The organism is Pseudoalteromonas piscicida (assembly GCF_002208135.1).
Classification (GTDB): domain Bacteria; phylum Pseudomonadota; class Gammaproteobacteria; order Enterobacterales; family Alteromonadaceae; genus Pseudoalteromonas; species Pseudoalteromonas piscicida_A.
Genome location: NZ_CP021646.1, coordinates 1948118 through 1963608 on the forward strand (window position 1 = coordinate 1948118; position 15491 = coordinate 1963608).

A 15491-nucleotide genomic window follows, 5' to 3' on the forward strand; every position below is an offset into this window, starting at 1 on the left:
CTATTTCTCTGAATAAAGCTTAAAAATCGCACTAAAGTCTTCACTGCCTTTGCCTTGATTTTGCATCAAGTTATACAGATTCTTCGCCAGCGCCCCCATGGGCGTCGCAGAATTCGTTTGCTGCGCAGATTGCATCGCAAGGCCAAGATCTTTAGCCATTAAATCAACCATAAAGCCCGGCTTATAACCGTTCGAAGAAGGCACATTTTCTAGTACATCAGGACATGGGTTGTATAGCTCTAGCGTCCAGTTTCGACCTGAGCTGTTGAGCATAATTTCGCTCAATACTTTAGGATCTAAGCCATGATCTACACCCATTTGCAGCGCTTCACTTGTGCCCGCCATAAGTATTGATAACAGCATATTGTTACATATCTTCGCGACTTGTCCCGCACCAATATCTCCAGCATGGAAGATATTCTTACCCATATTGGTAAGTACCACATGCGCACGTTCAAAGTCTGCTTTATTACCGCCGACAATAAAAGTTAAGGTACCAGCCGCTGCACCTGCCACACCGCCGGACACAGGCGCATCAACAAATGAAATACCCGATTCTGCCAACTTGTTACCGACAAACTGAGCGGATCCGGCATCGATGGTCGAACAATCAATTACTTGTGTATTTTTACTAAGGTAATTAATTAATCCGTCATCGCCGGTATACACTGCTCGAACATGTTTGCCTGCAGGCAGCATACTGATCACATAATCGGCTTCGCGACATACATCGCTCACAACCGTCGCTTTCGTCGCGCCACTTGCTTCAAGCGTCGCAACGGCCTCAGGGTTCAAATCGAATACACATACTTGGTGGCCAGCCTTTAATAGGTTAATGGCCATTGGACCACCCATATTACCTAAGCCGATAAATCCTACTCGTGCCATTTAAGTCACTCCTTATAAGTCACGCAATGGGTGATCGTTTTCATCCCAGCGAGGTGCAAAAAAGCGTTCTACCGCGTCGTCTGTCACTTCGGCGACAGATTTAAATCGCCAATTTGGCTTACCATCTTTATCAATAAGCAACGCACGAACACCTTCTTGAAACTCACCAAACTCGCCAGCCGTTACCGACATTCCTAATTCCTGCTTAAAACAGTCTTTTAGTGTTTTGCCTTCACTTCTAGTGAGCTGCGCTTTAACTAATGCTGCACTTAATGGTGAACCATGCTTTAATGCGGCCTGTGCCTTGCTTAGCCATTTGTTGTCAGTGCTATCCAACGCCAAAATAAACTCAACTTGGTCTGATAACTCACGTTTCTCATCAAGCGCTTCAAACACTTTCATAAGCGGTTTAATTTCACTTTTTGGCGGCGCATGAGACGCTTCATCTAGTGACAACAGCAGCTGAGTAAGCTTTTCATGATTTAATACATTGGTTTTGCCCCAGTTCACTTCAACTAGGTTTTGTAACAGTAAGCTCAGTTTTTCTGAGTCCATAAAATGATCGGCGAGCCCAACCAGCTTGGCATCCGCAGCGTTAATGTTTGCAGCGGTGAGACCTAGGAATAGTCCTACGCCTTTTGGCATCTTATTGAGGAAATAGCTCCCACCAACATCAGGGTATAAGCCAATGGTGATTTCTGGCATCGCGATGCGCGACGTTTCTGTCATCACTTTATGGCTTGCGCCAGCCGTTAAGCCCAGTCCGCCACCCATGATGATGCCATTACCCCATAGTAGGATTGGCTTATCATAGTTATGGATTTGATAATCTAACCGGTACTCTTCACTGAAAAAGGTTTCGATTAATGCGTTACTCGTATCAGACGACATTTCGCGATATAAACTCACGACATCGCCGCCGGCACAAAACGCCTTCTCGCCAGCACCTTTTAGCATAACCATTGCTATTTGCGGGTCGTTTGCCCAAGCGTCTAGTTGTGGCGCGAGCAAACGGATCATATCAAGGTTTAAGGCATTTAACGCTTTTGGTGCATTTAATGTCGCCAGCGCTATTTTCATCCCGTTATGGCATGTTGCCTGTTCGAATATAACCGGCGCCTCTTCATGATTTATTAGCTCAAATTCAATCATTAGCCATTTACCCAATTCGCTTTACGCTTCTCTAAAAACGCGTTTACGCCTTCTTTTTGATCTTGCGTATCGAATAATGTTACGAAAAGTTCGCGTTCAAGTGGCAATGCGCTATTGATTGTGCCAGAGCGGCCTTTTTGAATGAGAGCCTTACAAGCCGTGACCGCAACAGGACTTTGATCTTCTACTTTCTTAGCAAGTTCAAGCGCAGCTTCCAGTGCTTTCCCCTGCTCGACCACTTCTTCAACCAAGCCAATTTGCTGTGCTTTATCGGCTTTTAAGCGCTCACCGCATAAAATCATACGTTTTGCCCAGCCTTCACCCACAAGCCAAGACAAGTTTTGTGTGCCGCCAGCACAAGGTAACAACCCGACTTTCGCCTCAGGGAGTGCCATTTGTGCTTGAGCTTCGGCGATGCGGATATCGCATGCTAGTGCGACTTCTAAACCGCCACCCATTGCAAAACCATTGATAGCAGCAATAGATACGCCTCTAAAGTCGCTGAGTGTTTCAAACGCTTCGCCAAATACTCGAGACATATCCGCAGCGACTCCTTTGTCACCGTCGGCAAATACGTTTAGATCTGCTCCTGCTGAAAAGAACTTTTCACCTTCACCAGTGATCACTAACGAATAAATTTCTTTATCTGCGTTCAATTCGATTACTAGATTTTTAAGTGCAGTTAGTGTGTCTTTTGTCCACGTATTCGCCGGTGGATTTGACATAGTAACAACGGCAGTATGGCCTTGTTTTTCGAGTTTTAATTGTGCAGTCATGATGCTCTCCTTATAGGACGCTTGGGGCGCCTTCAGCTAAGATCCGACGTGCAATAATTACACGCATAATTTCGTTTGTACCTTCAAGGATCTGATGAACACGTACGTCACGTAAATGACGTTCAAGTGGATACTCTTTGATATACCCGTAACCACCATGAATTTGCAGTGCATCATCACACACCTTAGTGCCTACATCAGTGGCAAAACGCTTCGCCATTGCGCAATAAGTGGTCTTTTCTGGGTCGTTGCTATCCAGTTTAAATGCTGCAAGTCGAACCATTTGGCGCGCAGCCACAAGTTCAGTATTCATATCTGCGATTTTAAATTGCAATGCTTGGAACGCCGCTAACGGTTTACCAAACTGAGAACGCTCTTGCATATACTGCTTGGCGGTATTGAGTGCTTGTTGGGCTGTACCAATAGAACAAGTCGCAATATTAATACGACCACCATCAAGACCTTGCATCGCAAATTTGAAGCCTTCACCTTCTTGGCCTAACAGGTTGGCAGCTGGGATCCGGACATTTTCAAGCGTGATAAGGCGCGTAGGCTGAGCGTTCCAACCCATTTTTTCTTCTGCTTTGCCATAAATAACCCCATCAGCATCGGCAGGTACAACAAAGGCCGAAATACCTTTTGGACCTGCTTCACCGGTTCTTGCCATTACCACCAATACGTCGGTTTCACCGGCACCTGAGATAAACATCTTTGAGCCAGACAGAACGTACTCGTCGCCTTCTTTTATTGCTTTTGTTTTCAGCGATGCAGCATCAGAGCCAGAACCAGGCTCTGTTAGACAGTAAGAAGCCAGTAGCTCACCTGTTACTAACTGATCCATATATTTTGCTTTGGTTTCTTCCGTTGCAAAGCTCGCTATCATCCACGTTGCCATGTTATGGATAGTCAACATGGCGGTGGTTGCTGTACAACCCATAGAAAGTTGTTCAAAAATAATACTTGAGTCAAGGCGAGATAAACCCAGACCACCTGCCTCTTCTGGCGTATATAGACCGCAAAAACCAAGCTCACCTGCTTTTTGAATTACGTCTTTTGGAAAAATGTGCTCTTGATCCCATTTTGCAGCATGTGGAGCAAGCTCGCTCATTGCAAATTGGTGCGCCATATCGGCAAATGCTTGTTGATCTTCGTTTAGGTTAAAGTCCACGCTAGACCTCTCTTGCTGTTCTGACACCCTGAATATGTGTCGGTAATTCTTATCGTTTTGGTAAAAAATAGCGTACTCCCCTGCAGAGCACGCTATGCAATATAAGTTATCTAAGATTGATACTCATATTTGGACCACTGACAGCCTCATCGTCAAACCAACGTGAGGTAATCGTTTTGGTTTCTGTATAGAAACGCACGCCTTGCTTACCGTAGGTGTGTTGGTCGCCGTAGAATGAATTCTTCCAACCGGTGAATGAGAAGAATGGCAATGGCACAGGAATAGGAATATTAATACCGACCTGACCCACTTCGATTTCACGCTGGAATTTACGTGCTGCGCCACCGCTTGCAGTGAATAATGAGGTGCCATTACCGTATGGATTGTTATTAATAAGCGTAATTGCTTCATCTAAACTATCGACAAATACACAGCAAAGGACTGGGCCAAAGATTTCTTCTTTGTAGATATCCATTTCAGTTGTGACGTTTGAAAACAGGGTTGGACCTACCCAGTTACCACTTTCATAACCCTCAACTGTAAAATCAGAGCCGTCTAGCAAACAAGTTGCGCCTTGCTGCTTACCACTGTCAATCAGCGACAGAATACGCGCTTTAGCCTGCGGCGTCGTTTGCGGACCATAAGCGGCTTCAGGATCATCCCATACGCCAGGACGAACCTTCGCCATTGCGTCTTTAAGTTCCTCTACCCACTGTTGTGATTGCCCAACAAACACGGCCACTGAGATCCCCATACAGCGCTGACCACCCGCGCCGACCGAAGAGCCAACCAGGTTATTGATCACTTGCTCTTTTTTCGCATCTGGCATAATAACCATGTGGTTTTTCGCACCAACACACGCTTGAACGCGTTTGAGATTTTGCGTACCTTTGCTGTAAATGTACTGACCAACACCACAAGAACCCACGAAAGAAATCGCGCGAATTTCCGGCGCTTCAAGGAGTTGGTCAACCTGATCTTTACTACCGTGTACTACCTGTAGTACGCCTTTTGGCGCACCGGCTTCTTCAAACAACTCAACCAAGCGCATTGGCGTTAGTGGATCTTGCTCTGATGGCTTAAGTACAAAGGTGTTACCGCATACAATTGCCATTGGGAACATCCACAGCGGGATCATCGCTGGGAAGTTAAATGGCGTAATACCAGCACAAACGCCTAGCGGTTGGGTATATGAATAGGTGTCGATATTTCGGGCAACGTTTTCTACCGTCTCGCCCATCATCATTGAAGGGGCATTACATGCTTGCTCAACCACTTCAATACCACGCCATACATCACCTTTCGCATCTTCAAAAGTTTTACCAAGTTCATGGCAAATGATGGTTGCGATTTCTTCTTGGTGCTCTTTAAGAAGCGCTGCATAACGCATCATAATTCGCGCACGCTCAGTTACCGGAACATTACGCCATGTTTTAAATGCTTCTTGAGCTGAATGAATTGCAGCTTGTACTTCTTCGTTAGTAGCACAAGGCACTTTTGCTAATACTTCTTGATTAGCCGGATTAACAACGTCTAACCATTTGTCAGACTGAGACTGTGAAAATTCACCGTTGATGTATAAAGGTACTTGGTGCATGAAGCACTCCTCCCCATAAAACGAGTTTATGCGCTGCGTGAATGATTAGAATTATTGAAAACGCAGCGCCCCTTGAACGAAATAAATTGCAGTAACTTACACTTCTACCGCAAGCGCTACAGCTTCACCACCACCGATACATAGTGAGGCTACGCCTTTTGATAAGCCGCGGTTTTTTAGTGCATGGATAAGTGTAACTAAGATACGTGCACCGCTTGCACCGATTGGGTGACCAAGCGCACAAGCACCACCGTTTACGTTGACTTTGTTGCTATCTAACTGCATTTCGTTGATAGCCAACATAGTCACCATGGCAAATGCTTCGTTGATTTCCCAAAGATCAACGTCTGCTGTCGACCAACCTGATTTTTCAAGCAGCTTATTCATCGCACCGACCGGCGCAACGGTAAATTCAGCAGGCGCTTGTGAGTGAGTTGCATGGGCAACAATCTTACAAAGTGGCGTCAAACCGTGCTTTTTCGCTTCTGATTCACTCATTAAAATCAGCGCGGCTGCACCGTCTGAAATAGACGAAGAGTTGGCAGCAGTGATAGTGCCATCTTTTTTAAATGCTGGGCGAAGTGATGGAATTTTGTCTGGACGGGCATTACCAGGTTGCTCGTCGGTATTTACCTCAACATCCCCCTTACGTGTACTCATTACATGAGGAGCAATCTCATTGCCAAAACTGCCATTTTCGATTGCGGCGTTTGCTTTACTTAGAGAGCCAAGTGCAAATTCATCCATGTGCTCACGGGTTATGCCATATTCATCAGCGGTAGCTTGTGCGAAACAACCCATCGCTTTATTATCATAAGCATCTTCTAAGCCATCAGCCATCATATGGTCTTTGATTTCGCCATGACCCATACGCATTCCGCCACGGGCTTTTGGAATAAAGTAAGGTGAGTTAGTCATGCTTTCCATGCCACCAGCGATAGCAGAATTAATGCTACCTGAGCGGATGAGATCATGCGCGAACATCGCCGCTTTTAGACCCGAGCCACATACTTTATTGATTGTTGTCGCACCAGTTGAACGTGCTAACCCTGCATGTAGCATCGCTTGACGCGCTGGCGCTTGACCGAGACCTGCGGGTAGTACGCAACCCATAATAACTTCGTCTATACTCGCGTCACTAAGACCTGTTTCATTCATTACTGCTTTAATTGCAGTCGCACCTAAGTCTGTCGCGGTTGCGTCAGATAGGCTTCCCATAAAGCCACCCATTGGTGTACGCTTAGCAGCGACGATGACAACAGCTTCGTTACTCATTGCAAAACTCCTGTTTACAAGCCAATCTTAGGCTTGTTAAAAATTAACTCTGTATTCGAGCATACATAATATTTACGTTTACGCCAACGTAAATCTAAAATCAAGCCAAACGAGATCAGTGAAAGTGTAAAGCTATCTTGCACAAATTTGTTTCCAAGGCTTATTTTCTCTGGCTGTAATGAAGATTTGATGACAATTCGAACGGACAGATTATTCCTTTTATAAGACTAAAGAAGGATCTGCTATTCTTACTTTACCTTTACGTAAACTTCACTTATATTGGTCTAATCAGTGACGTTGTAAGTGTAAATAAAAATGCAAGAAATTAATGAACCTACCTATTCAATCAGCGAGTTAGCTAAAGAATTTGATATTACTACTCGCAGTATTCGTTTTTACGAAGACCAAGGACTCCTTTCTCCTAGGCGCCAAGGACAAACGCGTATTTACTCAAAACGTGACAAAGTTCGATTAAAACTGATCCTTCGCGGAAAACGCCTTGGTTTTACACTTGCAGAAACTGGCCGACTATTTGAGCTTTACGACGCCGACAAATCGAGCGAAAAGCAACTTAAAACCATGTTGCAACTCATTGAAGAGAAAAAAGCCGACTTAAGCCAACAGATGGACGACATTAAAGTTGTCTTAATGGAACTGGTGACGGCTGAGCGCCGTTGTCGCGACACCCTACACGAGCTCGAAAAATAAACTCTCACAACAGGATGAAGACCGATGAGCACAGTATCTTTATATAAAGAATTAAACTTTGGACTAGGCGAAACAGCAGACATGATCCGTGATCATGTGAATAGCTTTGCGACCAGTGAAATTGCCCCACTTGCTGAAAAAACAGATCAAGAAAATGCATTTCCAAACGAAATGTGGCCAAAGTTTGGCGAAATGGGCCTACTTGGGATCACCGTCGCTGAAGAATTTGGCGGCTCAAACATGGGTTATCTTGAACACGTTATCGCAATGGAAGAGATAAGCCGTGCGAGTGCATCAATTGGCTTAAGCTACGGCGCACACTCAAACCTATGTGTGAACCAAATTAACCGTAACGGCAACCAAGCCCAAAAAGAAAAATATCTACCAAAACTTATCAGCGGTGAACACATCGGTGCACTAGCAATGAGTGAGCCCAATGCTGGCTCTGACGTCGTGTCAATGAAACTGCGTGCTGAAAAGCAAGGTGACAAGTTCATCCTTAACGGTAATAAAATGTGGATCACCAACGGTCCAGATGCCGACGTTTTTGTGATTTACGCAAAAACGGATACCAATGCAGGCCCTCGCGGGATCACAGCCTTTATCGTCGAAAAAAGCTTCCCTGGTTTTTCAACGGCACAAAAGTTAGACAAACTTGGAATGCGTGGTTCAAACACCTGTGAGCTGGTATTCGAAAACTGCGAAGTACCTGCAGAAAACATCCTTGGCGAATACAACGAAGGCGTTAAGGTACTCATGAGTGGCCTTGACTACGAGCGTGTGGTGTTAGCAGGCGGTCCGCTTGGTATTATGCAGGCTTGTATGGATGTGGTAGTACCTTATATTCACGAGCGTAAACAATTTAACCAATCCATCGGTGAATTCCAGCTGGTGCAGGGCAAAGTTGCTGACATGTACACGCAAATGAACGCCGCACGTTCATACGTTTATACCGTGGCAAAAGCCTGTGACCGTGGTGAAACCACTCGTAAAGATGCTGCTGGAGCGATTTTATATGCCGCAGAACTTGCAACCAAACTTGCACTTGATGCCATTCAGCTACTAGGCGGAAACGGTTATATCAATGAATATCCTACAGGTCGACTACTTCGCGATGCCAAGCTGTATGAAATTGGCGCTGGTACGTCTGAGATCCGCCGTATGCTTATCGGACGTGAGCTATTCAACGAAAGTCGCTAGGAGTGCTACATGACGGTACTAAATTCTGCGGTTAATCCGCATGATCCCCAGTTTAAGGCAAACAGCGATGCGATGGCATCGCTGGTTGCTGATCTTAAAGAGAAAGTCGCCACATTGAGCCAAGGTGGTGGTGAAGCGCTTATTGCCCGTCACCAAAGTCGCGGTAAATTATTTGTACGTGACCGAATTGAAACCTTGCTGGATGAGGGCTCGCCGTTTTTAGAAATTGGCCAATTCGCCGCGTTTGGCGTTTACGAGCAAGATATTCCTTGTGCTGGTGTGGTCGCCGGGATCGGACGCGTTAAAGGCGTTGAATGCATGATTGTGGCAAATGATGCGACTGTAAAAGGGGGAACCTATTTCCCTATTACTGTAAAAAAACACCTACGAGCGCAAGAAATCGCTGAGCGCTGCCATCTTCCTTGCATCTATTTGGTGGATTCTGGCGGTGCGAACTTGCCAGAGCAAGATGAAGTGTTCCCAGATAAATTGCATTTTGGTCGAATTTTCTACAACCAAGCACGTATGTCTGCAAAGGGGATCCCACAAATCGCAGTGGTCATGGGGTTATGCACCGCCGGCGGCGCGTATGTACCAGCAATGGCCGATGAAAGTATTATCGTCAAAGAACAAGGCACTATTTTCTTGGCAGGGCCACCTCTTGTTAAAGCAGCTACTGGTGAGGAAGTGAGTGCAGAAGACTTAGGCGGGGCAGATGTTCACTGTAAAGTCTCTGGTGTAGCCGATCACTATGCAGAAAATGACGAACATGCGCTTTCTATCGCAAGACAGTGCGTGTCACGCCTTAACCATCAGCGCCCTACTCGCCCGTTCCTTCAAGATGCCAAACCACCGCGTTATGACATCAGTGAGGTGTATGGCATTGTCGGTACGGATCTGAAAAAACCATTTGATGTACGCGAAGTCATTGCCCGTATCGTGGACGATTCTCAGTTTGATGAATTTAAACGCTACTTCGGCGAAACGCTCGTGACTGGTTTTGCTGAAATTTATGGTCACCCGGTGGGAGTTGTAGCAAACAACGGTATTCTCTTTTCTGAATCCGCGCAAAAAGGCGCACACTTTATTCAGCTCTGTGCACAGCGCAATATTCCGCTGCTGTTTTTGCAGAACATTACTGGATTTATGGTTGGCCAAAAATACGAAGCGGAAGGGATCGCTAAGCACGGTGCAAAAATGGTAACTGCTGTTTCCTGTGCTGATGTGCCTAAGTTTACTGTATTGATTGGCGGCTCATATGGTGCTGGTAACTATGGTATGTGTGGTAGAGCGTACGAGCCTACCATGATGTGGATGTGGCCAAACGCACGGATCTCCGTAATGGGTGGTGAACAAGCTGCGGGCGTACTAACGCAGGTTAAACGAGATGGTTTAGCGCGTAAAGGTCTTAGCATGAGTGATGCCGAAGTGAGTGAATTTAAAAAGCCAATCATCGAGCAGTACGAAAAGCAAGGACACCCATACTATGCCAGCGCAAGGCTTTGGGACGATGGGGTTATCGACCCTGCGGATACGCGCACAGTACTTGGTCTTGCCTTAGAGGCTGCGAGCAATGCGCCGCAAAAAGAGTCTAAATTTGGCGTCTTCAGAATGTAAGGAGCACTTATGCCTGTCACTTTAAATATAACAAAAAGCAAAGTGGCGATTTTAGAGCTAAGTCGCCCAGAAAAACATAATGCCTTCAATGCGGAGGTGATTGCTGAACTCATTAAGAATATTGAATATGCCAGTGGCCTCGATGTCAGAGCGCTGGTATTAAAAACCGAAGGTAAACACTTTTCAGCGGGGGCTGATCTGGCGTGGATGAAATCCATGGCAGACAACGACTATGACGAAAACGTCGCTGATTCTTTAGAACTTGCTAAATTAATGCAAGTGCTGGCCACTTGCCCTCACCCAACGTTGTGTTTGGTGCAAGGTGCTGCTTTTGGCGGTGCACTCGGATTAATCGCCTGTTGCGACATCGCCATTGCAGAGCACAACTCTAAATTTTGTTTAAGTGAAGTCAAGCTTGGTCTTATTCCAGCTGTGATTAGTCCTTATGTCATTAAAGCCATTGGGGAGCGCCAAGCGCGACGCTACTTTTTAACTGCCGAAGTATTCGATGGTGAAAAGGCGTTAGAAATGGGCTTAATTCACGAATTGAGCGATGATTTAGCAAAAAGCGAAGCGGATTTTCTCAATACCTTGCTTAACAATGGCCCTGCTGCTGTGAAAAGCGCCAAAGCACTGATCAACGAAGTTGCTGGTAAAGAGATAAATGAAGCGTTGATCGCCCATACTGCAAAGCGTATCGCTGAAATTAGAGTAAGTGACGAAGGCCAAGAAGGTCTTAGCGCCTTTTTCGATAAACGAGCCCCACGCTGGCAAACCGCCGCGAGCGAATAGGAGTCAACATGCTAACTAAAATTCTAGTCGCGAACCGTGGTGAAATTGCCTGCCGCGTAATGCGCACCGCGAAGAAATTAGGCCTAACCACAGTGGCTGTTTATTCTGATGCAGATGCCAATGCGATGCATGTAAAGACAGCTGACGAGGCCTATCATATCGGTCCTGCACCATCTAAAGAGTCTTATTTGGTTGCAGACCGAATTCTTGAAGTCGCCAAAGCGGCGGGCGTCGATTGCATCCATCCAGGTTATGGTTTTTTGTCTGAAAATGAGGTATTCGCCAAAGCGTGCGAAGCGGCAAACATTGCGTTTATTGGTCCGCTGGCAAGTTCTATTGAAGCCATGGGTTCTAAGACCCGTGCCAAGGAAATCATGCATGACGCTAATGTGCCTTTAGTCCCAGGGTATTATGGCGACAAACAAGAAGATGATTTCTTGCAAGCAGAAGCAGAAAAAATCGGCTTTCCGGTGCTTATCAAAGCCGCTTACGGCGGTGGTGGTAAAGGGATGCGCGTGGTACGAGAAAGCAGCGAGTTTTTGTCGGCACTACATGGCGCTAAACGTGAAGCTGCAGCGAGCTTTGGCAATGACTTAGTACTGCTTGAGCGTTTTGTTGATAAGCCTCGTCACGTTGAAGTACAAGTTTTTGCCGATAGTCACGGTAACTGTGTTTACCTCGGCGATAGAGACTGTTCACTACAGCGTCGTCACCAAAAAGTGATTGAAGAAGCGCCCGCGCCAGGTTTGAGTGATGATATGCGCAAAGCTATGGGTGAAGCAGCAGTACGCTGTGCGCAGGCGATTAACTATCGCGGCGCAGGTACTGTAGAGTTCTTATTATGTGGCGAGGAGTTCTTCTTTATGGAAATGAATACTCGCCTGCAAGTAGAGCACCCAGTGACAGAAATGGTAACTGATCTCGATTTAGTCGAGTGGCAACTGATGGTTGCTGCGGGTGAACAGCTACCGTTGACTCAGGAGCAGGTTTCGTTATCTGGTCATAGCTTTGAAGCGCGCATTTACGCAGAAGACCCTGAAGAAAACTTCATGCCGTTTTCTGGTGTACTTTCACATCTTAGCTTTCCAGAAGCCAAAGATGGCGTGAGAATTGACACAGGCGTGCAACAAGGCGATGAGATCAGTCCGTTTTACGATCCTATGATCGCAAAACTCATTGTTCATGGCGAAAACCGTGAACAAGCTTTATTAAAGTTAAAATCCAGTTTAGAACAAGTGCATTTGTGTGGCTTGAAATCCAACATTGCATTTTTGCATCACTTAGCAGGCCACCCTACTTTTAGGGCAGGTGCCCCTGATACCCACTTTATCGACACGCAAACTGACGTATTAACTCAATCGAATACGCCGCTGGCTAAAATGGTGTTATTAGCAAGTGCGGCCTACCTTAGCCACCGACAACCATGTAAAAACACGGTGTGGGGAAACTTAGGCTTTAGGCTTAACCAAACCGCGAAAGTGGATTTACCATTTGCAGATCATGTCGCCTCGGCCTATCAATCTCAAGGTGGTTGGAAGGTTTCGTTTAACGAGCAAATCCACCAAGTAGAGTGCGAATTAAATGGACACCAGTTAACGGTGGTGATTGATGGTGCACGGTTACACGCCAGTGCCATTGTCACAGAGACTGGGATCACTGTTATGTATGGCCCGTATCAACATACCGTTGAGCTCAAGTCAAAGCATTACATTAGCGATCACGAACACGAAGCAGCACCGCTGGCAGCTCCGTTAAACGGTACTGTGGTTAAGCATCTGTTAGCAGTCGGTACTCAAGTCAATAAAGGCGATGCAGTCGTGATAATCGAAGCCATGAAGATGGAATATACGCTCAATGCACCATTTGATGGCACGCTGACTTCGTACTGCTTTGCAGAAGGCGAGTTAGTCAGTCATGGCGATATGCTGGCGATTGTTGAGGAGCAAGACTAATGTCTCAGTATCCGGCCAAGGTCAAAATTGTAGAAGTCGGCGCCCGTGACGGCTTACAAAATGAGCTCAGTGTTGCCACAGAAGCTAAAATCTCGCTGGTTAACGCATTAAAAGACGCTGGTCTCAAGCACATTGAAGCAGGCGCGTTTGTGTCACCCAAATGGGTGCCACAAATGGCCGACTCTGCAGCAGTTATTCAAGGCTTTGAGCGTAGTGAAGGCGTTGAAATAAGTGCGCTGACACCAAACCTTAAAGGCGCCGAGCTTGCACTTGAAAATCAGGTCGACGAATTTGCCATTTTTACTGCCGCCAGCGAGGCATTTACGCAAAAAAACATCAATTGCACGATTGAACAAAGTATTGAACGCTTTCGTCCCGTTATTGAACTTGCACAAAAAAACAACATAAAAGTAAGAGGTTATGTGAGCTGTGTGGTTGGCTGCCCATATCAAGGTGAGGTGCAACCAGAGCAAGTCTTATCTGTATGTAAACAATTGTTGTCACTTGGTTGCTATGAAATCAGCCTAGGCGACACCATAGGGGTTGGTACACCTAAAAAAGTCCAGCAGCTGCTCACCTTGTTACTGCAAGATATCCCAGCTGACAAGCTGGCAGTGCATTTCCATGATACCTACGGGCAAGCGCTAACGAATATCCACACCGCCCTGCAAATGGGGATCGCAACTGTCGACAGCGCCGTTGCAGGTCTCGGTGGTTGCCCTTACGCCAAAGGCGCGTCAGGAAATGTTGCCACTGAGGATGTAGTTTACTTACTGCAAGGGCTTGGCATTGAGTGTGGAATTGATTTAGAAAGGCTAGCAAAAGCAGGATGGACAATTTGTGATGCGCTAGGCAAGACACCAAGCAGTAAAGTGTCGTTAGCGCTCAAACAAACTTGTCAGTCTTAAAATAATAACATTATTAGGAGTGGGCTTATGGCCGGTTTCGATAAAGTCGTATCAAGCTACAGCGAAGCGATGGTGGGTCTGAAAGACGGTGATACTATCATTGCAGGTGGCTTTGGTTTATGCGGTATTCCAGAAGGCTTAATTGCAGAAATTAAGCGCATGCAAACAAAAGAACTTACCGTGGTTTCAAACAACTGTGGGGTCGACGACTTTGGTTTAGGTATTTTGCTTAAAGATCGTCAAATTAAGAAGATCATCGCCTCTTATGTTGGTGAAAATGCCCTATTTGAACAACAACTACTCGATGGCATTATTGACGTTGAATTAACGCCACAAGGTACCCTTGCAGAGAAAATGCGCGCCGGTGGCGCTGGGATCCCAGCTTTCTACACCGCTACAGGTTTCGGCACTCCAGTAGCCGAAGGTAAAGAAGTAAAGGAATTTGATGGCCGACCATATATTTTGGAAGAATCAATTACTGGTGAATTTGCCATTGTTAAGGCTTGGAAAGCAGATCGCTATGGCAACTTGGTGTTCCGCCACACAGCAATGAACTTCAACCCAATGGCGGCAACAGCTGGCAAAATCACCGTCGCGGAAGTTGAAGAAATTGTGGAACCGGGTGAGCTTGAGCCAAGTCAAATCCACACCCCAGGTATTTATGTCAATCGCGTGATCAAAGGTGACTTTGAAAAACGTATTGAACGTGTCACAACGCGCAAATAGGAGGCAATCATGGGTTTAAATCGTGAACAAATTGCGATGCGCGTGGCGCAAGAGCTTGAAGACGGTTACTACGTTAACTTAGGCATAGGTATTCCAACCTTAGTGGCTAACTACGTACCACAAGGCATTGAAGTGATGCTGCAATCGGAAAATGGCTTGTTGGGTATGGGTCCCTACCCAACTGAAGACCAAGTTGATGCCGATATGATCAACGCGGGTAAAGAAACCGTGACAGCAGCGACAGGTGCAGCAATTTTTAATAGTGCGGAAAGCTTTGCCATGATCCGTGGTGGTCATGTAGACTTGACGGTACTAGGTGCTTTTGAAGTTGATCAACAAGGCAATATCGCGTCTTGGATGATCCCGAAAAAATTAATCAAAGGCATGGGTGGTGCAATGGACTTAGTTGCTGGTGCACGCAACATCATAGTGACCATGACCCATGCTAGCAAACACGGCGATTCTAAATTGCTTGAATCATGCACATTGCCGCTCACCGGCGTAAACTGTGTAAAGAAAATCGTAACAGATTTAGCTGTGTTAGAAGTAAAAAACGGCGCATTCCATTTGCTAGAACGCGCACCGGGTGTTAGTGTTGATGAAATAATCAGCAAAACTGCAGGCAAGCTTATCGTCGATGGTGAGATCCCTGAAATGCAGTTTGAGGCGTCATAAAACGCACCCAAACTTACAAATGTACCGACCTCATTCCCAGTGCCAAAGGCGCTGAGT

General features: G+C 46.1%; 14 protein-coding genes. 8 read left to right on the forward strand and 6 right to left on the reverse strand.

Annotated elements, in window-relative coordinates:
- The 6 genes from mmsB to B1L02_RS09220 form a co-directional block, all read right to left on the reverse strand.
- The gene (gene mmsB, locus B1L02_RS09195) at nucleotides 1-888 is read right to left on the reverse strand and encodes a 3-hydroxyisobutyrate dehydrogenase (RefSeq protein WP_088530790.1); all 888 of its coding nucleotides are present in this window, start codon (nucleotides 886-888) and stop codon (nucleotides 1-3) included.
- 12 nt (nucleotides 889-900) lie between these two features.
- Nucleotides 901-2040, reverse strand: coding sequence for an enoyl-CoA hydratase/isomerase family protein (locus B1L02_RS09200; protein WP_088530791.1), 1140 nt, complete (start codon nucleotides 2038-2040; stop codon nucleotides 901-903).
- Nucleotides 2040-2816, reverse strand: coding sequence for an enoyl-CoA hydratase (locus B1L02_RS09205; protein WP_010378634.1), 777 nt, complete (start codon nucleotides 2814-2816; stop codon nucleotides 2040-2042). The genes B1L02_RS09200 and B1L02_RS09205 overlap by 1 nt, the downstream gene beginning before the upstream one ends.
- Nucleotides 2817-2826: 10 nt before the next feature.
- A complete protein-coding gene (locus B1L02_RS09210; protein ID WP_010378631.1) occupies nucleotides 2827-3984 on the reverse strand; it encodes an acyl-CoA dehydrogenase family protein in 1158 nt (385 codons plus the stop codon).
- A 106-nt stretch (nucleotides 3985-4090) separates the two neighbouring features.
- On the reverse strand, nucleotides 4091-5581 hold the full coding sequence (locus tag B1L02_RS09215; protein WP_088530792.1) for a CoA-acylating methylmalonate-semialdehyde dehydrogenase: 1491 nt from the start codon (nucleotides 5579-5581) through the stop codon (nucleotides 4091-4093).
- A 96-nt stretch (nucleotides 5582-5677) separates the two neighbouring features.
- Nucleotides 5678-6856 carry a thiolase family protein gene (locus B1L02_RS09220; protein WP_017219490.1) on the reverse strand — a complete coding sequence of 393 codons (1179 nt, stop codon included), beginning with the start codon at nucleotides 6854-6856 and terminating at the stop codon, nucleotides 5678-5680.
- Nucleotides 6857-7171: 315 nt separating this feature from the next.
- On the opposite strand from B1L02_RS09220, the gene B1L02_RS09225 reads away from it, so the two are divergent.
- Genes B1L02_RS09225 through B1L02_RS09260 form a run of 8 tightly spaced genes read left to right on the forward strand, consistent with a single transcriptional unit; the run spans nucleotide 7172 to nucleotide 15434 of the window.
- Nucleotides 7172-7564, forward strand: coding sequence for a MerR family transcriptional regulator (locus B1L02_RS09225; RefSeq protein ID WP_010378624.1), 393 nt, complete (start codon nucleotides 7172-7174; stop codon nucleotides 7562-7564).
- 24 nt (nucleotides 7565-7588) lie between these two features.
- On the forward strand, nucleotides 7589-8764 hold the full coding sequence (locus B1L02_RS09230; protein ID WP_010378622.1) for an isovaleryl-CoA dehydrogenase: 1176 nt from the start codon (nucleotides 7589-7591) through the stop codon (nucleotides 8762-8764).
- 9 nt (nucleotides 8765-8773) lie between these two features.
- Nucleotides 8774-10381 carry a carboxyl transferase domain-containing protein gene (locus B1L02_RS09235; RefSeq protein WP_088530793.1) on the forward strand — a complete coding sequence of 536 codons (1608 nt, stop codon included), beginning with the start codon at nucleotides 8774-8776 and terminating at the stop codon, nucleotides 10379-10381.
- A gap of 9 nt (nucleotides 10382-10390) precedes the next feature.
- Nucleotides 10391-11173 (forward strand): enoyl-CoA hydratase-related protein, encoded by a 783-nt coding sequence (locus tag B1L02_RS09240; protein WP_088530794.1) that lies wholly within the window; start codon nucleotides 10391-10393, stop codon nucleotides 11171-11173.
- Between the two features lie 8 nt (nucleotides 11174-11181).
- Complete coding sequence (locus B1L02_RS09245; protein WP_088530795.1) at nucleotides 11182-13125, forward strand: acetyl-CoA carboxylase biotin carboxylase subunit; 1944 nt, start codon at nucleotides 11182-11184, stop codon at nucleotides 13123-13125.
- Nucleotides 13125-14033, forward strand: a complete 909-nt coding sequence (locus B1L02_RS09250) for a hydroxymethylglutaryl-CoA lyase (protein WP_088530796.1) — start codon at nucleotides 13125-13127, stop codon at nucleotides 14031-14033. Before B1L02_RS09245 ends, B1L02_RS09250 begins: the two co-directional genes overlap by 1 nt.
- Nucleotides 14034-14060: 27 nt before the next feature.
- Entirely contained in the window at nucleotides 14061-14759 is a 699-nt protein-coding gene (locus B1L02_RS09255; protein ID WP_088530797.1) for a CoA transferase subunit A, read from the forward strand.
- A gap of 9 nt (nucleotides 14760-14768) precedes the next feature.
- Nucleotides 14769-15434, forward strand: coding sequence for a CoA transferase subunit B (locus B1L02_RS09260; RefSeq protein WP_088530798.1), 666 nt, complete (start codon nucleotides 14769-14771; stop codon nucleotides 15432-15434).
- Nucleotides 15435-15491 lie beyond the last annotated feature (57 nt).